Origin of the sequence: Nocardia sp. NPDC050710 (assembly GCF_040654375.1) — a bacterium.
In the GTDB taxonomy this organism is placed as follows: Bacteria; Actinomycetota; Actinomycetes; order Mycobacteriales; family Mycobacteriaceae; genus Nocardia.
Genome location: NZ_JBFAHV010000002.1, coordinates 18,836 through 38,854 on the forward strand (window position 1 = coordinate 18,836; position 20,019 = coordinate 38,854).

24 protein-coding genes and 1 pseudogene are annotated in these 20,019 nt (G+C 66.5%); 19 read left to right on the plus strand and 6 right to left on the minus strand.

All coding sequences use genetic code 11. The features are described from left to right. The first annotated feature begins 58 nt into the window (after nucleotides 1-58). The gene (locus AB0H61_RS06090; protein ID WP_357300571.1) at nucleotides 59-1,051 is read left to right on the plus strand and encodes an alpha/beta hydrolase family protein; all 993 of its coding nucleotides are present in this window, start codon (nucleotides 59-61) and stop codon (nucleotides 1,049-1,051) included. 198 nt (nucleotides 1,052-1,249) lie between these two features. Next, a pseudogene (locus AB0H61_RS06095) lies at nucleotides 1,250-1,782 on the plus strand (Nramp family divalent metal transporter); the annotation flags it as partial. Between the two features lie 27 nt (nucleotides 1,783-1,809). Here AB0H61_RS06095 and AB0H61_RS06100 read toward each other — a convergent pair. Together AB0H61_RS06100 and AB0H61_RS06105 are read right to left on the minus strand one after the other, a co-directional pair. Beyond that, nucleotides 1,810-2,835 carry an SDR family oxidoreductase gene (locus AB0H61_RS06100; protein ID WP_357299952.1) on the minus strand — a complete coding sequence of 342 codons (1,026 nt, stop codon included), beginning with the start codon at nucleotides 2,833-2,835 and terminating at the stop codon, nucleotides 1,810-1,812. A gap of 233 nt (nucleotides 2,836-3,068) precedes the next feature. Then, entirely contained in the window at nucleotides 3,069-3,869 is an 801-nt protein-coding gene (locus AB0H61_RS06105; protein ID WP_357299955.1) for an enoyl-CoA hydratase-related protein, read from the minus strand. Nucleotides 3,870-4,000: 131 nt separating this feature from the next. On the opposite strand from AB0H61_RS06105, the gene AB0H61_RS06110 reads away from it, so the two are divergent. Beyond that, a complete protein-coding gene (locus AB0H61_RS06110; protein WP_357299958.1) occupies nucleotides 4,001-5,242 on the plus strand; it encodes a TetR family transcriptional regulator in 1,242 nt (413 codons plus the stop codon). A 2-nt stretch (nucleotides 5,243-5,244) separates the two neighbouring features. Here the strand turns inward: AB0H61_RS06110 and AB0H61_RS06115 are convergent, their stop codons facing one another. Then, nucleotides 5,245-6,768: an aldehyde dehydrogenase family protein gene (locus AB0H61_RS06115; protein ID WP_357299960.1), complete on the minus strand. Its 1,524-nt coding sequence runs from the start codon at nucleotides 6,766-6,768 to the stop codon at nucleotides 5,245-5,247. Nucleotides 6,769-7,139: 371 nt separating this feature from the next. Here AB0H61_RS06115 and AB0H61_RS06120 point away from each other — a divergent pair, with 371 nt between their 5' ends. From AB0H61_RS06120 to AB0H61_RS06135, 4 genes are all read left to right on the plus strand, one after another. Then, nucleotides 7,140-8,123 carry an ATP-binding cassette domain-containing protein gene (locus AB0H61_RS06120; RefSeq protein WP_357299962.1) on the plus strand — a complete coding sequence of 328 codons (984 nt, stop codon included), beginning with the start codon at nucleotides 7,140-7,142 and terminating at the stop codon, nucleotides 8,121-8,123. Then, complete coding sequence (locus AB0H61_RS06125; RefSeq protein ID WP_357299965.1) at nucleotides 8,120-8,950, plus strand: ABC transporter permease; 831 nt, start codon at nucleotides 8,120-8,122, stop codon at nucleotides 8,948-8,950. Before AB0H61_RS06120 ends, AB0H61_RS06125 begins: the two co-directional genes overlap by 4 nt. Then, nucleotides 8,947-9,819 (plus strand): ABC transporter permease, encoded by an 873-nt coding sequence (locus AB0H61_RS06130; protein ID WP_357299968.1) that lies wholly within the window; start codon nucleotides 8,947-8,949, stop codon nucleotides 9,817-9,819. Before AB0H61_RS06125 ends, AB0H61_RS06130 begins: the two co-directional genes overlap by 4 nt. A 124-nt stretch (nucleotides 9,820-9,943) precedes the next feature. Further along, a complete protein-coding gene (locus AB0H61_RS06135; protein ID WP_357299971.1) occupies nucleotides 9,944-10,534 on the plus strand; it encodes a Uma2 family endonuclease in 591 nt (196 codons plus the stop codon). Nucleotides 10,535-10,564: 30 nt separating this feature from the next. Here AB0H61_RS06135 and AB0H61_RS06140 read toward each other — a convergent pair whose 3' ends face one another. Together AB0H61_RS06140 and AB0H61_RS06145 are read right to left on the minus strand one after the other, a co-directional pair. Beyond that, nucleotides 10,565-11,794: a lycopene cyclase family protein gene (locus AB0H61_RS06140; RefSeq protein WP_357299974.1), complete on the minus strand. Its 1,230-nt coding sequence runs from the start codon at nucleotides 11,792-11,794 to the stop codon at nucleotides 10,565-10,567. 101 nt (nucleotides 11,795-11,895) lie between these two features. After that, entirely contained in the window at nucleotides 11,896-12,372 is a 477-nt protein-coding gene (locus AB0H61_RS06145; RefSeq protein WP_357299976.1) for a hotdog fold domain-containing protein, read from the minus strand. Between the two features lie 571 nt (nucleotides 12,373-12,943). On the opposite strand from AB0H61_RS06145, the gene rpsJ reads away from it, so the two are divergent. From rpsJ to AB0H61_RS06205, 12 genes are all read left to right on the plus strand, one after another. Further along, nucleotides 12,944-13,249, plus strand: coding sequence for a 30S ribosomal protein S10 (rpsJ, locus tag AB0H61_RS06150; protein ID WP_003938093.1), 306 nt, complete (start codon nucleotides 12,944-12,946; stop codon nucleotides 13,247-13,249). 14 nt (nucleotides 13,250-13,263) lie between these two features. Next, nucleotides 13,264-13,929 (plus strand): 50S ribosomal protein L3, encoded by a 666-nt coding sequence (gene rplC, locus AB0H61_RS06155; RefSeq protein WP_357299979.1) that lies wholly within the window; start codon nucleotides 13,264-13,266, stop codon nucleotides 13,927-13,929. Then, nucleotides 13,926-14,606: a 50S ribosomal protein L4 gene (rplD, locus tag AB0H61_RS06160; RefSeq protein ID WP_357299980.1), complete on the plus strand. Its 681-nt coding sequence runs from the start codon at nucleotides 13,926-13,928 to the stop codon at nucleotides 14,604-14,606. The genes rplC and rplD overlap by 4 nt, the downstream gene beginning before the upstream one ends. Beyond that, entirely contained in the window at nucleotides 14,603-14,908 is a 306-nt protein-coding gene (rplW, locus tag AB0H61_RS06165; protein WP_040686547.1) for a 50S ribosomal protein L23, read from the plus strand. Before rplD ends, rplW begins: the two co-directional genes overlap by 4 nt. 33 nt (nucleotides 14,909-14,941) lie before the next feature. Beyond that, on the plus strand, nucleotides 14,942-15,778 hold the full coding sequence (gene rplB / locus AB0H61_RS06170) for a 50S ribosomal protein L2 (protein WP_357299982.1): 837 nt from the start codon (nucleotides 14,942-14,944) through the stop codon (nucleotides 15,776-15,778). 14 nt (nucleotides 15,779-15,792) lie between these two features. Further along, complete coding sequence (gene rpsS / locus AB0H61_RS06175; protein ID WP_067785343.1) at nucleotides 15,793-16,074, plus strand: 30S ribosomal protein S19; 282 nt, start codon at nucleotides 15,793-15,795, stop codon at nucleotides 16,072-16,074. Then, nucleotides 16,071-16,475 carry a 50S ribosomal protein L22 gene (gene rplV / locus AB0H61_RS06180; protein ID WP_357299984.1) on the plus strand — a complete coding sequence of 135 codons (405 nt, stop codon included), beginning with the start codon at nucleotides 16,071-16,073 and terminating at the stop codon, nucleotides 16,473-16,475. Before rpsS ends, rplV begins: the two co-directional genes overlap by 4 nt. Then, nucleotides 16,476-17,279, plus strand: coding sequence for a 30S ribosomal protein S3 (gene rpsC / locus AB0H61_RS06185; RefSeq protein WP_357299987.1), 804 nt, complete (start codon nucleotides 16,476-16,478; stop codon nucleotides 17,277-17,279). 4 nt (nucleotides 17,280-17,283) lie between these two features. Then, the gene (gene rplP, locus AB0H61_RS06190; RefSeq protein WP_014981662.1) at nucleotides 17,284-17,700 is read left to right on the plus strand and encodes a 50S ribosomal protein L16; all 417 of its coding nucleotides are present in this window, start codon (nucleotides 17,284-17,286) and stop codon (nucleotides 17,698-17,700) included. Further along, a complete protein-coding gene (gene rpmC / locus AB0H61_RS06195) occupies nucleotides 17,700-17,939 on the plus strand; it encodes a 50S ribosomal protein L29 (protein WP_355035193.1) in 240 nt (79 codons plus the stop codon). Before rplP ends, rpmC begins: the two co-directional genes overlap by 1 nt. Beyond that, nucleotides 17,936-18,208: a 30S ribosomal protein S17 gene (rpsQ, locus tag AB0H61_RS06200; RefSeq protein ID WP_357299991.1), complete on the plus strand. Its 273-nt coding sequence runs from the start codon at nucleotides 17,936-17,938 to the stop codon at nucleotides 18,206-18,208. Before rpmC ends, rpsQ begins: the two co-directional genes overlap by 4 nt. A gap of 150 nt (nucleotides 18,209-18,358) precedes the next feature. Beyond that, nucleotides 18,359-19,024 carry a YdcF family protein gene (locus AB0H61_RS06205; protein ID WP_357299993.1) on the plus strand — a complete coding sequence of 222 codons (666 nt, stop codon included), beginning with the start codon at nucleotides 18,359-18,361 and terminating at the stop codon, nucleotides 19,022-19,024. A 346-nt stretch (nucleotides 19,025-19,370) separates the two neighbouring features. Here the strand turns inward: AB0H61_RS06205 and AB0H61_RS06210 are convergent, their stop codons facing one another. After that, nucleotides 19,371-19,937, minus strand: a complete 567-nt coding sequence (locus AB0H61_RS06210) for a YdeI/OmpD-associated family protein (protein ID WP_357299995.1) — start codon at nucleotides 19,935-19,937, stop codon at nucleotides 19,371-19,373. Nucleotides 19,938-20,019 lie beyond the last annotated feature (82 nt).

Sequence of the window (20,019 nt, forward strand, 5' to 3'; positions counted from 1 at the left end):
GCGCCGTGGCACTCGTGCCGCGGCGGTGTTCGCGGCCACCGCGGTTCTCGCGGGAGTCATGTCCGGACTCGGCGCATCCCCGGCAACCGCTGCTGATCCGGTCATCGATTCCAAGGCTCTGCTCGCGAACCCGGTCGCGCCCGACGGTTCCAAGATCACCAAGGCCGAGATCAAGGATTCGCGCAGCATTCGCCTGCACGTCTACTCGGCCGCGATGGACGAGACCTTCCCGGTCGACGTGCAGCGCCCGGCCGACGCCTCGGTGCCGCGCCCGGTGCTGTACCTGCTCAACGGTGCGGGCGGCGGCGAGGACCAGGCGTCCTGGAACGCCAAGACCGATGCGCTGAAGTTCCTGAGCGACAAGAACGTCAATGTGGTCCAGCCCATCGGCGGTAAGTGGAGCTACTACACCGACTGGATCAAGGACGATCCGACGCTGGGTCGCAACAAGTGGACGACCTTCTTCACCGAGGAGCTGCCGCCGCTGATCGACGGCGCGCTCGGCACCAACGGTGTGAACGGCATCGCGGGCCTGTCCACCTCGGGCACCACCGTGCTCGCGCTGCCGATCGCGAAGCCGGGCCTGTACAAGACGGCCGCCGCCTACAGCGGTTGCGCGCAGACCAGTGACCCGGTCGGCTCGGAGTTCGTCAAGCTCACCGTCGAGACCTGGGGCGGCGGTGACACCGAGAACATGTGGGGTCCGCAGGGTTCCGAGGAGTGGAAGAAGAACGACCCGTACGTGAACGCCGAAGGGCTGCGCGGGCTGGATCTCTACATCTCCACCGGCACCGGCCTGCCCGGCCAGTACGACACCCTCGACGGCAAGTACGCGCTGCCCGGCGCCTACGGTCTGGCCAACCAGCTGCTCATCGGCGGCGTGATCGAGGCGGGCACCAACTACTGCACGCGCAACCTGCAGACCAAGCTGCAGGAGCTGGGCATTCCGGCGACCTTCAACTTCCGTCCGACCGGCACCCATTCGTGGGGTTACTGGAACGACGAGCTGCACCAGTCGTGGCCGACCCTGGCCCGCGGCCTGGGCATCTGAGGTGAGCTGAGCCGGAGCTGAACTCCGACAATCGCCCCGGTCACGCATGCTGCATGACCGGGGCGATTGCTTGCCCGGTGAGGCCGTGCCAGGTGGTCCCACAGACCTTCTGCACGCCTCACAGGGCGTACATCCTTTGTGAGGCGTGCAGAAGGTCTGCGAAGACTATGCCCGGGCCAAGCTCGGATTGGTCACCCCCGGCTGCTGCGCGCGACGAAGCTCGATGTCGGCTTGGCCATGGTGCTCGCGGGCACGGTCAATCCGGCCATGCTGCTGATGGTGGCGAATACCCTGCGCGGGCGCGAGGGGGGCGACACCCTCGAAGGCGCGCACGCGGCCGTGACCGACGCGCTGGGGCCGATCGCGGGCCTACTGCTGGCGATCGGACTGCTGGCCTCCGGGTTGGCCTCGACCTCGGTCGGCGCGTACGCGGGCGCGATGATCATGCAGGGGCTGCTGCGCCGCAAGATCGCGCTGCTGGTGCGGGGCCTGATCACGCTGGTCCCGGCCATCTTCATCCTGGCCGCGGGCATCGACCCGACCTAGGCGTTCATCGTCTCGCAGGTGGTGCTGTCCTTCGGCATCCCGTTCGCGCTCATTCCCCTGGTGCACTTCACCAGTGACCGGGCGCCGATGTGAATCACCGGGTGACGACCGGGCTGGCGTGGCTGGTCGCCGCGATCATCTCGACGCTCACCGTCGCGCTGATCTACCTGACGATCACCGGCTGACCCCTCCCGTGGCGGCACCGCCGCGAGCTACACCCAGTTCTCGATCCAGTACTTCCAGATCAGTGCGGCATAGCCGGCCAGCGGCGGCACCTTGATGTCGGTGCCCGCCAGCGCCGCGGTGGTGTTGCGGCAGTCGAACCAGCAGGTGAACTCGCTGTGCGCCAATACATCCTGAGGAACACCGACGCGGGGGAGCAGCCATTTCGCACCCGGCACCCGCAGCATCATCTCCAGCGTGCGTTTGGGCATCACTTCGACCAGGTGCGGCGCCCCGGCCTCGTCGGCGAAGAGGTTCAGTGCCTCGGCCGCGCTCTGCCTGCGCGGATCGACCAGGTGGAAGGTGGTCGAGTTCGGACCATCCAGGTGCGCCAGATGTGCGAGCGCGCGGGCCACGAAATCGACGGGGACCATATTGGTTTCGCCCAGCTTCGGCGCCAGCACCGGCAGGATGCGCGGCAGCTGGGCGGCCATCCGTAGCAGCCGGAAGAAGTAGTAGGGCCCATCGACGCGGTCGATTTCGCCCGTCCGGGAATGGCCGATCACGATCGAGGGACGGTAGATGCGCCAGCCGAGGGCCGACTCGCGCACGATCTTCTCGGCCTCGAATTTCGTCCGCTGCATCGGGGTCGCGAGCACCTGACCCTGGTCGAACATGTCCTCGGTGAACAGGCCCTCGAAGGTGCCCGCCACCTCGACCGTCGAGACATGGTGCAGCAGTGCGGCCTCCAGATCCTCGGCGACGTCGACCAGGTGCCGGGTGCCGCCGCCGGGTTCGGTCAGGTCGTAGCCCGCGGCGAGATGGAAGACATGGTCGATGGTGCCGCGATGCTCGGCCAGCCAGGCCGGGTCGATGCCGAGTCCGGGTACGCCGAGATCGCCACGCACGGGCCGGATCCGATCATCCGCCGCCCATTCCCGGGCGCAGCACGCGAACCGGTCGGCCGAGTCGACGCCGGGGCGCACCAGCACGTGGATATCGCCGTCGCGTTTCAGCAGTTCGGGGATGAAGTGTCGACCGATGAACCCAGTTGCTCCGGTAACCAGGTAAGTCATAGCCGATCAACATAGTTGTGTCCCCCGTAACACTGTTGGGCGGGGTCGATCGGGTATTTATCGCAGGCCGGACAAACCCTCCCCAGCCCCGTTCGGAGCGAGTTTTGCGAGCGACCCGTTCGCGGCCGTCTCGCGTCCGAGTGGCCGAAGCGCACGCGACGCAGTCGCAAGTCTCGGCCGCTCGGACGCGAGACATCCAGGGCCGCGAACGGGTCGCGCCGCAGGCGCGGCAATTAGACACCGAAGACCGGCTTGCGCTTGGTGAGCATCGCGGTCGCGCCTTCGAAGAAGTCGGGCGACTGGAGCAGCTCGGTCTGTCCGGACTTTTCGGCCGCCAGCGCCGCATCGAGCGACGGCAGGGTGGCCGCGTTGAGTGCCTTCTTGGTGAGCTCCAGCGCGCGGCGTGGACCCGCGGCGAGCTTCGCGGCGGCGGCCTCCACCATCGCGTCGAGTTGGTCCTCGGCGAGGACGGCGGTGAACAGCCCGGCCTCTTTGGCGGCCGGGGCGGGCAGCCGCTCGCCCAGGAGCGCCATCTCCGCGGCGAGTGGGCGTCCGGCCGCCGCGGCGACCATCGCCGCCGCGCCACCGTCGGGCATCAGGCCGATATTGATGAAGGCGAGCAGCAGGTAGGAGTTCGCGTCGGCGTAGACCAGGTCGGCGGCCAGGGCCAGGCCGACGCCGACGCCCGCCGCGGCGCCCTTGATGCGGGCGATCACCGGAACCGGCGCGTCGACGATGGCCTTCACCAGGCGGCTGGCCGCGTCCATCACCATGTCGGAGGTGATGCCGCGCTGTGCTTCGCCTGCGCTCGCCGACAGGTCGGCACCGGTGCAGAAGTCGCCGCCCTCGCCGGTCAGCACGATGACGCGGACCGCGCGATCCTGTGCCGCGGCGAGGAAGATGTCACCGAGTGCGACCATCGTGTCGTAGTCGATGGCGTTCTTTCGTTTCGGGTTGGTGATGGTGACGCGGAGTATGGTGCCGTCCTTGACGGTAGAGAAGCGCGCCGCGGTGGCGGAATCGGTATCACTCATCTTTTGCTCCTGGTCAGCAATTCGGCGGACACCACGTCGTGAATAGTGGTTAACTTTGCGAATTGTGGTTAACTTAGGTTGACTTGTCCGGCGCTGTCAACCAGCAGCGCCGTCCCAGAACGGAGTGGTGCATGGTCGCGGATCGCAGCGAGGTCGACCTCGCTCCCGCGCGGCGTGACACGGGGGGGAGTACGCCGGCGACGGAGGCCGCCAAGTCGGTGCGGCGTCGCCCGAAGGATCGCAAGGTGCAGATCATCCGGGCGGCGGCCCGTGCCTTCAGCGACCGCGGGTATTACCCGGTCGGCGTGGACGAGATCGCCGCCGAGGTGGGCATCTCCGGCCCCGCGCTGTACCGGCACTTCGCCAACAAATACGCGCTACTGGTCGCGGCTGCCGAGGAGGGCGCCAAACATCTGCTCGGCATCGCTCGAGCCGCCGATGACCCGCGCTTGGAGCCCACCGCGCGGCTGGACGCCGTGATCAAGGCCCTCAGCGAGCACACCATCGAGATTCGCCGCGAGGCCGGGCTGTACCGCTGGGAGCGGCGCTATCTGGAGCGTGCGGACCGGATCCGGATCCGCAAGATCTACGACGATCTCAACGCCACCGTGGCCGCGCCGATCGCGCAATTGCGCCCGGACGCGCCGCCGGAGGACATCGCCATGATGGCCGCCGCGGTGCTCAGCGCCGTCGCGAGCATCTCCGCGCACCGCACCGCGCTCTCCGGCGCCCGGCTGCTGTCGCTGCTGCACGAGATGTGCTGGGCGCTGGTGCGCGCCGAGCTGCCGCCCGCTCCGCCGCCGCCCCAGCCGGGACCGGCGACCAAGGGGCTGCCGGTCACATCGAAACGCGAACAGCTACTCACCGAGGCGATCCGCATCTTCGGCAGGCAGGGCTATCACGAGGCCAGCATCGAGGAGATCGGCGCGGCCGTCGGCATCAATGCCTCCAGCGTGTATCGATACTTCACCAGCAAGTCCGATCTGCTGGCCGCGGCCTTCTATCGCACCGGTGACCGGGTGGCCATGGCCATTACCGAGGCGCTGGCCGAGGCGACGAGCCGCCCGAACGCGGTGCGCCGCATTGCCGAGCGCCAGGCCAAGCTGACTTTCGCGATGCCCGAGATCATGCCGGTCTACTACGCCGAATTCAGCAACCTGCCGCCCGCCGAGCAGCACAAACTGCGCGCCATCCAACGCCAGAACGTGCTGGAGTGGGCCAACCTGCTCGACGGCGACCCGATCGAGGCGCGCTTCCGCGTGCACGCCGCGATCGGTCAGGTGATCGACGTCGGCAGGCTGGTCCGATTCGATTCCCGCCCCGCCCAATTGGCCCGCGTCACCGCGCTGATGGAAGCCGTCCTGCTCGGCTGAGTTCAGGGGCGGCGCGCGTGTCGCAGTCGGAACATGGCCTTGGCAAGCCGCAGCTGGCGCGGATGCCGATCGAAGGTGGACAGATTCACCGGCGCCCGATACCGCTTGCGAGCGACGGCCAGCGTCCGGCTGAATTCGCGCAGCCCGTGTTCGCCGTGGCTGTGTCCCTGGCCGTACTCGCCGACCCCGCCGAACGGTAGCGCGGGAATCCCCGCGTACGCCGTCGAGGAGTTGATGGTGACCACGCCGACCCGCAGCCGTTCGGCGAACGCCTCGACGCTCTGCACATCCCGGGTGAAAACCGAGACCGCGACACCGTTGCCGGTGGCATTGATGCGCTGGGCCGCCTCGTCCATGGTCGCGACCCGATTCACGATCAGCACCGGGCCGATCGCCTCCCCGGTGATCGCCACACTCTCCTCCGGCACCTCGGCGAGCACGATGGGCTCGATATACGGTTCGCGGATCGAATCGAGGCCACCGACCACCGCCCGGCCGCCGCGGGCGAGCGCGTCGCGCACCTGTTTGCGCACCACATCCACCTGCGACTCCAGGATCATCGGACCGTAGGAGGCCTTCTTGTCCGCACCCGGCCGCAACTGCCTGGCCCGGTGAGCCGCCAGCTCGAGGAAACGGTCGTAGACCGAGTCGGCGACATAGGCCCGCTGAATCCCCGTGGGATTCTGGCCCGCATTGGCCATCGCGCCGAATACCGCGGCCTCCGAGGCATCGTCGAGTTTGGCGTCGACGTGCACCACCATCGAGCCCTTACCGCTGCGCTCGACCACCACCGGAGTCATCGATTGGGCGCATACCGAGATCACCTCGCGGGCGCCCGCCTCCGAACCGGCGTAGGCGATCTTGTCCACCTTGGCCCGGCACAGCCCGGTGCGCGTCGTCTTGTCGCCGGTAACCACCTGTAGCACAGGCTGACTCGGCGCCAGCTTGTTCCAGCTCTCGGCCAGCCAGACGCCGACGCCGGTGGTCAGCTCATGCGGTTTGAACACCACCGCATTACCCGCCGCCATCGCGTAGGCGATCGATCCCATCGGTGTGAAGACCGGGTTGTTCCACGGACCGAGAACCCCCACCACGCCGAGCGGCAGGTAGCCGACCGAGGCCTTCTGGTTGCGGGTCAGCCAGGTCGAGCCCAGCTTGCGTCTGCCGAGGGCGTGCGCCGCGTTGCGGGCGGCCCAGTCCAGGTTCTCGACCGCGAGCATGACCTCGATTGCTGCGTCCGCCTGAGGTTTTCCGGTTTCCTCGGACAGGATTTCGACCAATTCGCCTGCCCGCCTTGCGATGCTGCGCTTCCAGTCCAGCAGCCAACGCTTGCGTCCGGCGAAACCTAGTTCGGCCCACCACTTTTCGGCGGCCCGTGCGGCGCGTACGGTGCGGTTCAGCTCGCCCGGACCCATGACCGCGTAATTGCCGACGACTTCGCCGGTGCGCGGATCGTAGGAGGTCAGGACGTTGGATCGGCCCGATCCGACGAGCGCCGCCACTCGTGCCTGCGCGGACTCGGCCATGGTCACCTCTTCGCAGTTCATCCCGCCCTGGCGCGCATCCGGTGTACAGCGACCCCGCCGACGAATGCGCGCGTTTGGTTCCCCTGATTGCAGCGTATGGTTGCCGCCGCGGCCCGACAAGGTGCCGCCACCGCCCTTTTGCTGCCTCTGACCGGCTGGACCAGCGCCGATTCGATTGCGACCTGCCCACCCCTGGGAAGTGTGAGTAAAGACACAGTTAGGATCGGCTCCGGCGGGATACGGGCGCTGGCCTGGGGAGTGGAGCGGGGCCGGTAACATCACGCCGAGCGGTCCGATCACCTCCGGAGGGCGCATGCACGAGTTGCGCTCCGGCGATGTGGTCGCCGCCCCCGGCCGATAGTGGAGAGTTGATGCCGAGCTTGAACCAAGCAGATTCGCACGCGAGTGATCCAGCGGTCATTGTCGAGGATGTCCGAAAGTCCTTCGGTGATGTCCATGCGCTGCAGGGCGTCAGTTTCACCGCTGCGAAGGCCAGTGTGCTCGGCATCCTCGGGCCCAACGGCGCGGGTAAGACCACGACGGTGAAGATCCTGTCCACACTGCTGCGACCGGACTCCGGCACCGCCGTGGTCGCGGGCCACGACGTGAGCAAGGACCCGGCCGGGGTGCGCCGGTCGATCATGATGACCGGCCAGTACGCCGCACTGGACGAGAACCTGTCCGGCCGGGAGAACCTGGAGCTGTTCGGCCGCCTGATGGGGCTGCGCAAGTCGGTCGCCCGCAAGCGCGCCGACGACCTGCTCGAGCAGTTCGATCTGGTCAGTGCGGGCCGCCGGGCGGTGCGCAACTATTCCGGCGGCATGCGGCGCCGGGTCGATATCGCGTGCGGCCTGGTGGTGCGGCCCGAGGTGGTGTTCCTCGATGAACCGACCACCGGGCTGGATCCGCGCAGCCGCCAGGGCGTCTGGGATCTGGTGCAGGTGCTGAAGGAGCAGGGCATCGCGGTCCTGCTGACCACGCAGTACCTCGAGGAAGCGGATGTGCTCAGCGACAACATCATCGTCATCGATAAGGGCACGGTGATCGCGGAGGGCACCGCCGACGAACTCAAGGAGAAGACCGGCGGCAGCTACTGCGAGGTGGTGCCGATGGATCCGACGCAATTGCAGCGCGCCGCCGACGCGCTCGGCGATCTGGTGCCGCCCGCGGTGGCGGCCGAACTCGACGGCGCGGACCGGCTGTCCATCCCCGCGCCCGAGGGCGCCGCCACGCTGGCCGAGGCATTGCGCCGACTGGACTACGTGGGTGTCGATCTGGCGGATATCGGCCTGCGCAGGCCGTCGCTCGATGACGTATTCCTGTCCATCACCGGTCATTCGGGTACCCACGCATGACGGCGGCGACCACCGAACGGGCCGGCTACGAGGCCGACCCGGCCGTCCTCTTCGCCGAGCTACCCGTCGCCCAGCCGTCGTCCTTCGCGCAGTGGCGGGCACTGACCGGTCGCGTGGTGAAGACCATGGCGACCAAGGGTGAGCTGATCGTCGCATTCGTGACCCCGCTGGTTTTCACCCTCGGCTTCTACCTGCCGCTGCGGTTCGTGATGAAGTTCCAGGGCATCGACTACGCGCAGTTCGTCATGCCGGTCATCGTGCTCCAGACCATGGCCTTCACCATGATGTCGAATGCGCAGCTGTCCGCGTTCGAAGCCCTCACCGGGCTGAGCACCCGGCTGCAGACCATGCCGATCGGCACGCTGGTGCCGCTGCTGTCGCGGGTCTCCGCGGGTCTGGTTCGCTCGGTCACCTCGCTGATCGCGGCGCTGATCTTCGGCTACATGATCGGGTTCCGTTTCGTCGCGGGCTTCTGGCAGGCCGCGCTGTTCTGTGTCTTCTCGCTCGCGGTCGGCACCGTGCTCGCGGTCGGTGCCGACGGACTCGGCAGCCTGACCAAGAGTCCCGAATCGCTGAGTCAGGCGCTGACGCTGCCCACCCTGATCTTCGGCATGCTCTCGTGCGGCTTCGTCCCTGAACGCAGCTTCCCGGAATGGATCCGGCCGTTCGCGCGCAATCAGCCGATCTCCCAGTTCTCCTTCGCCATGCGCGATATGGCGGCCGACGGCGTGACCTGGCAGGTGCTGTGGGTCCCGTTGGCCTGGCTGGGCGGGTTGGCGATCGTATTCATTCCGTTTGCGATCTGGGCGAGTGTGAGGCGGTCATGAGTACGGTGGAGACCACCCTGGAGACCAGGCTGGAAAAGCCCGTCATCGGCCAGTGGGACCCGCTGCCCGAAGTGGAGAATCCGAAGCACGAGGGCGGGTTCGGCATCTGGGTTTCGCACAGTGTCATCCAGTGCAAGCGACTGCTGTACGGCTGGGCACGCGACCCCGCGACCACCATTCAGACGCTGATCTATCCCGCGCTGACCCTGCTGATGTTCCATGTGGTGCTCGGCAATTCGATCAGCGCGGCCACCGGTAAACCCGCCGTCTACGGCCAGGTCCCGATGATCACCCTGGTGGCGGCCATGTCGGGCGCCGTGGTCAGCGCGCTCGGATTCAAGGTGGAGAAGGCCACCGGTCTGCTCGGCCGGTTCTGGACCATGCCGGTGCACCGCGCGGCGGGCCTGACCGGGCGACTGCTCGCCGAGGCGGTCCGGGTGCTCGTCACCACGTTGTTCGTGATCGCGGTCGGGTTCGCCCTCGACTTCCGATTCGACCAGGGGTGGCTGGCGGCGCTGGCCATGATCGGGATTCCGGTGGTGTTCGGCGTCGGCTTCGCGGTACTCGTCACCGCGCTGGCGACCATTACCGAGGGCGTGATGCTGGTCAGCCTGATCAGCATCGTGAATACGCTGCTCATGTTCTTCAACACCGGATTCGTTCCGGTCGGCGCCTACCCGGTGTGGTTGCAGGACGTGGTGGAGAACCAGCCGATGAGCTGTGCCATCGACGCCATGCGCGGGCTGTCCTACGGTGGCCCGGTCGCCGAACCGCTGTTGAAGACCATCGCGTGGACCGTCGGCATCGTGCTGGTGTTCGCCTATCCCGCGATCAGCGGTTACCGCCGAGCGGCGCAGAACAGCAACTGACTTCGAGTCCGTCGAACGCCACGTCCGGAGTTGCCGGGCGTGGCGTTCGGTCGTTCGGGGATCGGCCCCCAGGTGCGATAGGTGGTCCGTATGCTGGGGGCACGAGCAGAGGGAGGTGTGAGCAGTGACCGCAGCTACCGCGCATGAGCCGCAGCGGGATCCAGCAGATGTGCTACTGGAGGGTTTTCATGCGCTGGAGACTCCTGAAGGATTCCGGGCCGAACTGATCGAGGGGGAGATCATCGTGACACCACCACCTGTCGGTACGCATGAAGGAAATATTGCCTCCGTGATCCGTCAGGTGATGCGGCATGCCGCAACCGAATGGGACTTCTCCGGAAACAAGGGCTTGGTGCTCGATCGCGGCGGCCTCTGCCCGAAGAACCATCTGATCCCCGATGGTGTATTCGTACCTGTCGGCGCCTTCATCGACGAGCCTTCGTGGATGCCGGTCGACAAGGTCGTGATGGTGCTCGAGGTCACGAGCTCGAAACCGGACCGGGATCGCAAGACCAAGCGTTACTGCTACGCGCGCGGTGGCGTGCCGATCTACCTCCTCATCGATCGCGAGAAGCAGGACATCACGCTGTTGAGTGAGCCCGGCGGCGAAGCGGACCTGATCGACTACCGTCAGGAACTTCGCGTTCCGTTCGGCAAGCCACTCGACATTCCCGAACCGTTCTCGTTCACCTTGGAGACCGCCGGATTCCGCTGAGGCGCCGGTACTTTCGTCGAGCGCGGCGCATCAGTCGGCACGGGGTGCGATGCGCTCGGGTGCCTCGTCGAACGGGAAGTCCAGCCAGCGGTTGCGGTTGGTCCAGCCGACCAGGTCGTAGCGCCAGCGGAACGGCCAGGTGTGCGCGACCGTGTTGAACAGCACCGCGCCGAGGGCGGTGTAGTCGTCGTGGGCCGAGAGCAGGGCGCGCTGGCCGCGTTCGGATTCGGTGAAGAAGGCCTCGAACATGGCGATGGACTGGTCGGTGGTGATCCGGCCGAGGCCCCACAGTCCGCGCATCCGCATCCAGTAGACGAGGCGGGCCTGCCACGGCCAGAGCGCCTCGATCGGGTCGCGGCCCCGCTGGAGTGCGGTGACGGCGGTGTCGGCCAGGGCCAGTGAGTCGGCGACGCTGTAGCCGGTGCAGGGGTGCATCATGCCGCCGCGGGAGCCGAATGGAATCGCCTGGGCGACACCCTTCCGCGGCGGCCGCTGGTCGAGCGGGTAGTGCGCGGCCTCGGAGGGTTCCTCGCCGGTGAGCGTGATGCCGTGCGCGGCAAGACGATTCAGGGTGCGCTTGCGCAGTTCGTGCTGTGGCATGCCGCCGCGCAGGCCGAGGCTGGTCTCCTCGAAGATCACCGTGCCGTCGCCGAGCGGGACCGCGTAGAGGAACGATGGCGGTTCGTCCGGGCCCGCACCGTTCTCGGGCCGCCAATCCAGCAGCAGGCCCTCGTTACCCGCGACCATCGGCGCCGCGGTGTCGGCGTCGACGAAGATTCCGTGTGCGCTTGCCGCCCTGCGGTTTCCGAGTGTCGGCAGGCCACGGGTGTCGAAAACCGTTGCGGCCCTGAGGGTGGTTCCGTCGGCGAGCTCGACCGCGTTGGCGTCGACGTGGGTGGCGCGGGCGGCGAAGACCGCGGCGTCGTCCAGCGGCAGCGCCGCGTGCAGTCCGGGCTTGGAGAGCACGCAGTATGGGCGCTCGATCCGGTGTTCGGTCTTGGTCCAGACGGTCGGCGCCGGAATGGTGATGGCGATGGCGCTGGGTGGCAGCCAGTCCGGCAGTTCGTCCACCCAGCACGAGAATGTCGGCGGCCAGAGCCGGTCCGGGCGCGGATCGACGGCCGCGACGCGGAATCCGGCGCGCATCGCGCGATGTGCCAGCGTCCGCCCGGCCGGGCCGAGCCCGACCACGCAGATATCGAAGTCGCGGGCCGCGGTGTGGTCACCCACCCCGCTGTCCGCCATCCCCGTGCCACTCATAAGCGAATTCAATCCGCCTCGATCGCCTGTGCGCAACCTTCGGCGTAAGGCACAGGCGGGACCGAGGGGCCGCGAACACGCCGTGCCGCAGGCGCGGCAATTCAACGGGGCGTGACCCAAGTGGTGATGTCGGCGTGGACGACCTCTAGCCCGTGCTTGTCGTAGATCGAGACCGGCACGATGAGGTCCTGGCCCGAGGTGATCTGCGTGAAATCGGGTACCTCGGGCAGCTTCGCCACCGCGCGCAGCCCGGTTTCCGCCTTGGCCAGGTACTGCACGTTCATGGCCTTGGGAATCCAGCGGTGCGTGGACGGCACCGTCGCCTCGCTGAGCATCCCCATCGCCACCTCGGCCAGGTTGCACGCCGCGATGGCGTGGTAGGTGCCGAGATGGTTGTGGATGCCGAACCACTTCGGCGAGGTCACCTCGCACAGGCCGGGTTCGAGCCGCACCACGCTCGGCAGCACCGTCCCGAAATACGGCACCCGGGCGACCATGCCCAGCGAGAACAGCGTGTGCCCCAGCCGGTTGTCCGGCAGCTTCTTCCAGCCGCGGTAGGTCGCGGTCTCTTTCGTCATATCCCGAATATTACTCAAAAGTAAGTTCCAATGCGGTTCGCCCGGGGCATACTTGGGGAAATACGCCGCTGGCGTGGCCCTTTCGGGGTCTGAGCGGGGTCGGCGGGGGCGGATTTGAAGTGTCCGAGGGCATCGGGCATACTGTTCGGGTTGCCTTGCACCAGGCTGTGGCTGTTCCCCCGTGGAGCGGAGTGCGGTCGGGCGGGGCGAGCAGTACCAATCGTGTACCTCACTGGTTATCAGTGCGGGTACGTCCGGGACAGACGTTCCAGGCCTGAGATGAAGTTTCGATCCGGGCAGAGGAATGAGCGGATGGGCGACACGCCCGACCGCGTGGACCGGAGAACCATGACAGATGAACAGCGGCGAGGATCGGGCGTGCCCCGGTCGTTGGTCTCCACTGAGTCGGATGTTGCCCGAGCGGGGGCCCTGCGTGGTTACGCAGGCTGCCTCCTTCGGGCCTGATCCGCCCGGGCTGGGACGTCTTCGTGTGTTCGGGCTGTGCAAATGAGGGTGGTACGGAAGCCCGGCTTCCGGATCACGAACGAAAGCGGAGAAAAGGACACTTAGCGTGGCGGGACAAAAGATCCGCATCAGGCTCAAGGCCTACGACCACGAGGCGATCGACGCATCTGCGCGCAAGATCGTCGAGACGGTGACCCGTACCGGGGCCCGTGTCGTCGGCCCGGTGCCGTTGCCCACCGAGAAGAACGTGTACTGCGTCATCCGTTCGCCGCACAAGTACAAGGACTCGCGCGAGCACTTCGAGATGCGTACGCACAAGCGGCTGATCGACATCCTCGACCCGACGCCGAAGACGGTTGACGCGCTGATGCGCATCGACCTGCCGGCCAGCGTCGACGTCAACATTCAGTGACGGGGACTCGAGATATGACTGACAACAAGAACCGGCCCGCGGCCGGCATCCTGGGCACCAAGCTCGGCATGACCCAGGTCTTCGACGAGAAGAACCGCGTCATCCCGGTCACCGTCATCAAGGCGGGCCCGAACGTCGTGACCCAGATCCGCACCGTGGAGCGCGATGGCTACAGCGCCGTCCAGATCGCCTTCGGCGCCATCGACCCGCGCAAGGTGAACAAGCCGGTCTCCGGCCAGTTCGCCAAGGCCGGCGTCACCCCGCGCCGCCACGTCGCCGAGATCCGCGTCGCCGACGCCTCCACCTTCGAGATCGGCCAGGAGCTCTCCGCCGACGTCTTCGAAGAGGGCACCTACGTCGATGTGACCGGTACCAGCAAGGGCAAGGGCTTCGCGGGCACCATGAAGCGCCACGGCTTCCGTGGTCAGGGTGCTTCGCACGGTGCACAGGCCGTGCACCGTCGCCCGGGTTCCATCGGTGGTTGCGCCACCCCCGGCCGCGTGTTCAAGGGCATGCGCATGTCGGGCCGGATGGGTAACGACCGCGTCACCACCCAGAACCTGTCGGTTCACAAGGTGGATGCCGAGAACGGCCTGCTGTTGATCAAGGGAGCGATCCCGGGTCGCAAGAACAGCGTCGTGATCGTCAAGAGCGCCGTGAAGGGTGGTGCGCACGCATGACCGTCAATACCGAGAAGAAGGCCGCGAGCCTGACGCTGCCGGTCAAAGAAATCGGTGGCAAGACCAACGGCACCGTCGACCTCCCCGCGGAGATCTTCGACGTGACCGCCAATATCGCGCTGATGCACCAGGTCGTCGTCGCGCAGCTGGCCGCGGCCCGTCAGGGCACCCACGCGACCAAGACTCGCGGCGAGGTCTCCGGCGGTGGCAAGAAGCCGTACCGGCAGAAGGGCACCGGCCGCGCCCGTCAGGGCTCGACCCGCGCGCCGCAGTTCGCCGGCGGTGGCACCGTGCACGGCCCGCAGCCGCGTGACTACACCCAGCGGACCCCCAAGAAGATGAAGGCCGCCGCCCTGCGTGGCGCCCTGTCCGACCGGGCGCGCAACGAGCGCATCCACGTGATCACCGAACTGGTGGCCGGGCAGACCCCGTCGACCAAGACCGCCAAGACCTTCCTGGCCGAGCTCTCGGACCGCAAGAAGTTCCTGGTTGTCGTCGGCCGCGAGGACATCGCCGCGTGGAAGAGCGTGGCGAACCTGGAGAACGTGCTGCCGATTGCTCCGGACCAGCTCAACACCTACGACGTCCTCAACAGCGACGAAGTGGTGTTCAGCGTCGAGGCTCTGAACGCCTTCGTGCACGGCCCGGCCGAAGCTGCACAGGAGGAGAGCAAGTGACCACCATCGCCGACCCCCGCGACATCCTGCTGGCGCCGGTCATCTCGGAGAAGTCCTACGGACTGATCGAAGAAGGCACCTACACCTTCATCGTGCACCCGGACTCCAACAAGACGCAGATCAAGATCGCCGTCGAGAAGGTTTTCGGTGTGAAGGTGACCAGCGTCAACACCGCCAACCGTCAGGGCAAGCGCAAGCGGACCCGCTTCGGTTACGGCAAGCGCAAGGACACCAAGCGTGCGCTCGTGACCATCTCGGCCGACAGCAAGCCCATCGAGATCTTCGGAGGCCCGGTCGCGTAAGCGCCTGGGACTCCAGAAAGTAGAGAAGAACTCATGGCAATTCGTAAGTACAAGCCGACAACGCCGGGCCGTCGTGGCGCCAGCGTCTCCGACTTCGCCGAGATCACCCGGTCCACCCCGGAGAAGTCGCTGCTGCGTCCGCTGACCAAGAGCGGTGGCCGTAACGCGCACGGTCGCATCACCACTCGTCACCGCGGTGGCGGCCACAAGCGTGCCTACCGTCTGATCGACTTCCGTCGACTGGACAAGGACGGCATCCCGGCCAAGGTCGCGCACATCGAGTACGACCCGAACCGCACCGCCAACATCGCGCTGCTGCACTACGTGGATGGCGAGAAGCGCTACATCATCGCGCCGAAGGGCATCGCGCAGGGCACCCCAATCGAGTCCGGCCCCACGGCCGACATCAAGCCGGGTAACAACCTGCCGCTGCGCAACATCCCGACCGGTACCACCATCCACGCGGTGGAGCTGCGTCCGGGCGGCGGCGCCAAGCTGGCCCGCTCGGCCGGTATGAGCATCCAGCTGCTCGGTAAGGAAGGCCCCTACGCCACGCTGCGTATGCCCTCCGGTGAAATCCGTCGCGTCGACGTGCGCTGCCGCGCCACCGTCGGCGAGGTCGGCAATGCCGAGCAGTCGAACATCAACTGGGGTAAGGCCGGCCGTATGCGCTGGAAGGGTCGCCGCCCCACGGTCCGTGGTGTCGTCATGAACCCGGTCGACCACCCGCATGGTGGTGGTGAAGGCAAGACCTCCGGTGGTCGCCACCCGGTCTCGCCGTGGGGTCAGCCGGAAGGCCGCACCCGCAAGCCCAACCGCCCGAGCGACAAGCTCATCGTCCGCCGTCGCAAGACCGGCAAGAAGCGCTAAGGAGGAGGTAAGAAATGCCACGCAGCCTGAAGAAGGGCCCGTTCGTCGACGACCACCTCCTCGCGAAGGTGGACGTTCAGAACGAGAAGGGCACCAAGCAGGTCATCAAGACCTGGTCCCGTCGTTCGACCATCATCCCCGATTTCATCGGTCACACCTTCGCCGTCCACGACGGCCGCAAGCACGTGCCGGTGTTCGTCTCGGAGTCCATGGTCGGACACAAGCTGGGTGAGTTCGCGCCCACCAGGACGTTCAAGAGCCACGTCAAGGAAGACCGGAAGAGCAAGCGGCGATGACGACAACCGAGACTCAGAACCCGACTGCGCGCGCGACCGCCAAGCACGTTCGCGTGACCCCGATGAAGGCTCGTCGTGTCGTGGACCTGGTCCGCGGCAAGCGAGTCGAGGACGCCCTGGCGATCCTGAAGTTCGCGCCCCAGGCCGCGAGCGAGCCGGTCGCCAAGGTCGTGGCCAGTGCCGCGGCGAACGCCGAGAACAACCTCGGCCTGAACCCGGCCACCCTGGTCATCTCGACGGCCTACGTCGACGAGGGCGCCACCATGAAGCGGTTCCAGCCGCGTGCCCAGGGCCGTGCGTTCCGCATCCGCAAGCGCACCAGCCACATCACCATCGAGGTCGAGAGCGTTCCCACCGCCGGTGGATCCACTCGTAACCGCCGGAAGGGAGGGGCAAAGTAAATGGGACAGAAGATCAACCCCCATGGCTTCCGCCTCGGTATCACCACCGACTGGAAGTCGCGTTGGTACGCGGACAAGCAGTACGCGGACTACGTGAAGGAAGACGTCGCCATTCGCAAGCTCCTCGCCACCGGCATGGAGCGGGCGGGCATCTCGAAGGTCGAGATCGAGCGCACCCGTGATCGCGTCCGTGTGGACATCCACACCGCGCGTCCGGGCATCGTGATCGGCCGTCGTGGTGCGGAGGCCGACCGCATCCGCGCCGAGCTGGAGAAGCTCACCGGCAAGCAGGTGCAGCTGAACATCCTCGAGGTCAAGAACCCCGAATCGGATGCGCAGCTCGTCGCCCAGGGTGTGGCCGAGCAGCTCTCGAACCGTGTGGCGTTCCGTCGCGCGATGCGTAAGGCCATCCAGTCGGCCATGCGCTCGCCGAACGTCAAGGGCATCCGTGTGCAGTGCTCGGGCCGCCTCGGTGGCGCCGAAATGTCGCGCTCGGAGTTCTACCGCGAGGGTCGGGTGCCGCTGCACACGCTGCGCGCCGACATCGACTACGGCCTCTACGAGGCCAAGACCACCTTCGGTCGCATCGGCGTGAAGGTCTGGATCTACAAGGGCGACATCGTCGGTGGTAAGCGTGAGCTGACCGCCGCGGCCGCCCCGGCCGGCGATCGCGATCGTCCGCGCCGGGAGCGTCCGAGCCGTCCGCGTCGGTCCGGTTCCGCCGGCACCACGGCGACCAGCACCGAGGCCGGGCGCGCCGCCACCGCTGTGGCGGAGGCACCGGCAGAGACACAGGAGGGCTGACGCAATGCTGATGCCTCGCAAGGTCAAGCACCGCAAGCAGCATCACCCGAGCCGGTCCGGCATGGCCAAGGGCGGCACCTCGGTGGCGTTCGGTGAGTTCGGCATCCAGGCGCTGGAGCCGGCCTACGTGACCAACCGGCAGATCGAGTCGGCGCGTATCGCGATGACCCGCCACATCAAGCGTGGCGGCAAGATCTGGATCAACATCTACCCGGATCGCCCGCTCACCAAGAAGCCCGCCGAGACCCGCATGGGTTCCGGTAAGGGTTCGCCGGAGTGGTGGATCGCGAACGTCAAGCCCGGTCGCGTGATGTTCGAAATGTCTTACCCGAATGAGGAGATCGCTCGTGAGGCCCTGCGCCGCGCGATGCACAAGCTCCCGATGAAGTGCAGGATCGTGACCAGGGAGGAGCAGTTCTGATGGCTACCGGAACACCGGCCGCAGAGCTCCGCGAGCTCACCGAGGACGAACTCGTTTCCCGCCTGCGTGAGTCGAAGGAAGAGCTGTTCAACCTGCGCTTCCAGATGGCGACGGGTCAGCTGGACAACAACCGTCGGCTGCGCGTCGTTCGTCACGAGATCGCGCGCATCTACACGGTCATGCGCGAGCGTGAGCTCGGCCTGGCCACCGGACCCGCTGGCAAGGGAGATGCGGCATGAGCGAAAAAGTGGAAGGACAGCGCAACAGCCGCAAGGTTCGTGTCGGCTACGTTGTCTCGGACAAGATGAACAAGACGATCGTCGTCGAGCTGGAAGACCGTACCCGGCACCCGCTCTACGGCAAGATCATTCGCACCACCTCCAAGGTGAAGGCGCACGACGAGAACGAGATCGCCGGCATCGGTGACCGCGTTCAGCTGATGGAGACCCGTCCGCTGTCGGCCACCAAGCGCTGGCGTCTGGTCGAGGTCCTGGAGAAGGCCAAGTAAGGTCTGCTCCTCGGCTGACAAGTCGAATATCGAAGGCCCGCTTCCCATTTCCGGAAGCGGGCCTTCGTTCGTTCAGCGGTACGAGTTCCCCGCGCATTCGTGCCGCATCGCGATTTCGACTCGGAGTGCTGGATAGAGAGATTGCGTGATATGCCGTCGACGTCGTTCCCCGACAACCTGCGTGCCGATATCGAAATCCTCTGGCACTACAACCAAATGCACCACGAGGTCCGTCCGGTCGATGTGGGCATCGGACTCGGCGGCCACGATATCGGGGTCGCCACCTACGCGGCCGATCTCTATCACCGGGGCATCTTTCCGCTGATCGTATTCAGCGGCGCGAACGCGCCCACGACCATCGGACGATTTCCGCGTGGCGAAGCGGTGCACTACCGCGAGCATGCCCTCGACTCGGGTGTTCCCGACAGCGCGATCCTCATCGAATCGAATGCGACCAATACCGGCGAAAACATCGACTACAGCCGGGCTCTGCTCGAAAGCCTCGGCTACGAGTCGATTTCGTCGGTGATGCTGATATCGCGCCCGTATCAGGAGCGTCGTAGCTATGCGATCTGCCGGAAGCGGTGGCCCGAGGTGGACGTCATCTGTACGTCGTTACCCTTGCCGCTGGACGACTATGTCCGTGAAATCGGCGACGCCGTCCTCATGATCAACATGCTCGTCGGCGACACTCAGCGTATCCGCGTCTACGCGGACCGGGGATGGGCGATCGAACAGCACATTCCCGACACGGTACGCGCGGCATATACGCGGCTCGTCGACGCGGGTTTCACCGGTCGATTACTCCCCGACTAGAGGTCGAGGTTGTGGCGGGCGACGACGCCCCTTGTCGAGAAGTCGAGGTCCACTTCCGGCCTGGATGCCTGCTGTCTGTCGACATATCACCGAGGGTGGTATCAGTGCTGAGACCATGTGGTCATGACCTGGACCATGCGGCTCACGGACGAGGAAGAGGCGGCGCTCACTGCACAAGCAGATGCCGAGGGGCGCTCGAAGCACGACATCGCTCGTGATGCTGTTCGGGACTACCTTATGCGGCATAGGCGGTGGGAGACTCCGTTGCTGAGCGGCGAGGAGACATTCGACCTCGGGTCCGATCGAAAAGACGCTATCCGCGATGCGTCAGGGGGAGTTCTCAGCGCTACTGATCCGACAGGCTTGCGATTGCCCGGCGGAGTTCGGTGGCGCGGGATCGAGGGGTCGTGGCCTTCATGAGTCGTAGGAACAGCGCGTACTGATCGGTCCTGTTGAGGAGTGCGAAGCGGTGCCGGGCACGCTCATCGCTCGCCAGGGCGGCGGCGAGGTCGGGTGGGATGGTTGCGGTGCGCTGAGGTTCGTAGGCGGCGCACCAGCGGCCGTCAGCCTTGGCGGATTCGATGGCGGCCGAGCCGGGTTCGCGCATGCGACCGGCGGCGATGAGCGCTCGAGCCTTGTCGACATTCACCTGGGACCAGGGGCTTTTGGGACGGCGAGGGGAGTAGCGCTGGAGGTAGTGCTCGGCGTCGTGGCTTTTGCGGTGGCTGTCGATCCAGCCGAAGCAGAGGGCGGCGTCGAGTGCCTCGGTGATGGTGATCGAGGTTCTGCCGGAGTTCTTCTTGGCGATCTTCAGCCAGACTCCGGTGCTCAGCCCATGGTTCTCGGATAACCAGCGCTCCCAGTCGGTCGCGTCCGTGTAGTCGAGGATGACGGCTTCGTCGCGTGATTCCATTGCTACTCCCATGCGGTCGAGTTGTCGGTACTGATCATGCCGATCAAAGTGCTCACCGAATGAACACTTTTTCTGAGGTTCT

Excerpts from the sequence above, each read along its gene's own strand:
- AB0H61_RS06090 (WP_357300571.1), top strand. The coding sequence starts at position 59 with ATGTCCGGACTCGGCGCATCCCCGGCAACCGCTGCTGATCCGGTCATC.
- AB0H61_RS06100 (WP_357299952.1), bottom strand. The coding sequence starts at position 2,835 with ATGACTTACCTGGTTACCGGAGCAACTGGGTTCATCGGTCGACACTTC.
- AB0H61_RS06105 (WP_357299955.1), bottom strand. The coding sequence starts at position 3,869 with ATGAGTGATACCGATTCCGCCACCGCGGCGCGCTTCTCTACCGTCAAG.
- AB0H61_RS06110 (WP_357299958.1), top strand. The coding sequence starts at position 4,001 with ATGGTCGCGGATCGCAGCGAGGTCGACCTCGCTCCCGCGCGGCGTGAC.
- AB0H61_RS06115 (WP_357299960.1), bottom strand. The coding sequence starts at position 6,768 with ATGGCCGAGTCCGCGCAGGCACGAGTGGCGGCGCTCGTCGGATCGGGC.
- AB0H61_RS06120 (WP_357299962.1), top strand. The coding sequence starts at position 7,140 with ATGCCGAGCTTGAACCAAGCAGATTCGCACGCGAGTGATCCAGCGGTC.
- AB0H61_RS06125 (WP_357299965.1), top strand. The coding sequence starts at position 8,120 with ATGACGGCGGCGACCACCGAACGGGCCGGCTACGAGGCCGACCCGGCC.
- AB0H61_RS06130 (WP_357299968.1), top strand. The coding sequence starts at position 8,947 with ATGAGTACGGTGGAGACCACCCTGGAGACCAGGCTGGAAAAGCCCGTC.
- AB0H61_RS06140 (WP_357299974.1), bottom strand. The coding sequence starts at position 11,794 with ATGAGTGGCACGGGGATGGCGGACAGCGGGGTGGGTGACCACACCGCG.
- AB0H61_RS06145 (WP_357299976.1), bottom strand. The coding sequence starts at position 12,372 with ATGACGAAAGAGACCGCGACCTACCGCGGCTGGAAGAAGCTGCCGGAC.
- rplC (WP_357299979.1), top strand. The coding sequence starts at position 13,264 with ATGACTGACAACAAGAACCGGCCCGCGGCCGGCATCCTGGGCACCAAG.
- rplD (WP_357299980.1), top strand. The coding sequence starts at position 13,926 with ATGACCGTCAATACCGAGAAGAAGGCCGCGAGCCTGACGCTGCCGGTC.
- rplB (WP_357299982.1), top strand. The coding sequence starts at position 14,942 with ATGGCAATTCGTAAGTACAAGCCGACAACGCCGGGCCGTCGTGGCGCC.
- rpsS (WP_067785343.1), top strand. The coding sequence starts at position 15,793 with ATGCCACGCAGCCTGAAGAAGGGCCCGTTCGTCGACGACCACCTCCTC.
- rplV (WP_357299984.1), top strand. The coding sequence starts at position 16,071 with ATGACGACAACCGAGACTCAGAACCCGACTGCGCGCGCGACCGCCAAG.
- rpsC (WP_357299987.1), top strand. The coding sequence starts at position 16,476 with ATGGGACAGAAGATCAACCCCCATGGCTTCCGCCTCGGTATCACCACC.
- rplP (WP_014981662.1), top strand. The coding sequence starts at position 17,284 with ATGCTGATGCCTCGCAAGGTCAAGCACCGCAAGCAGCATCACCCGAGC.
- rpmC (WP_355035193.1), top strand. The coding sequence starts at position 17,700 with ATGGCTACCGGAACACCGGCCGCAGAGCTCCGCGAGCTCACCGAGGAC.
- rpsQ (WP_357299991.1), top strand. The coding sequence starts at position 17,936 with ATGAGCGAAAAAGTGGAAGGACAGCGCAACAGCCGCAAGGTTCGTGTC.
- AB0H61_RS06205 (WP_357299993.1), top strand. The coding sequence starts at position 18,359 with ATGCCGTCGACGTCGTTCCCCGACAACCTGCGTGCCGATATCGAAATC.
- AB0H61_RS06210 (WP_357299995.1), bottom strand. The coding sequence starts at position 19,937 with ATGGAATCACGCGACGAAGCCGTCATCCTCGACTACACGGACGCGACC.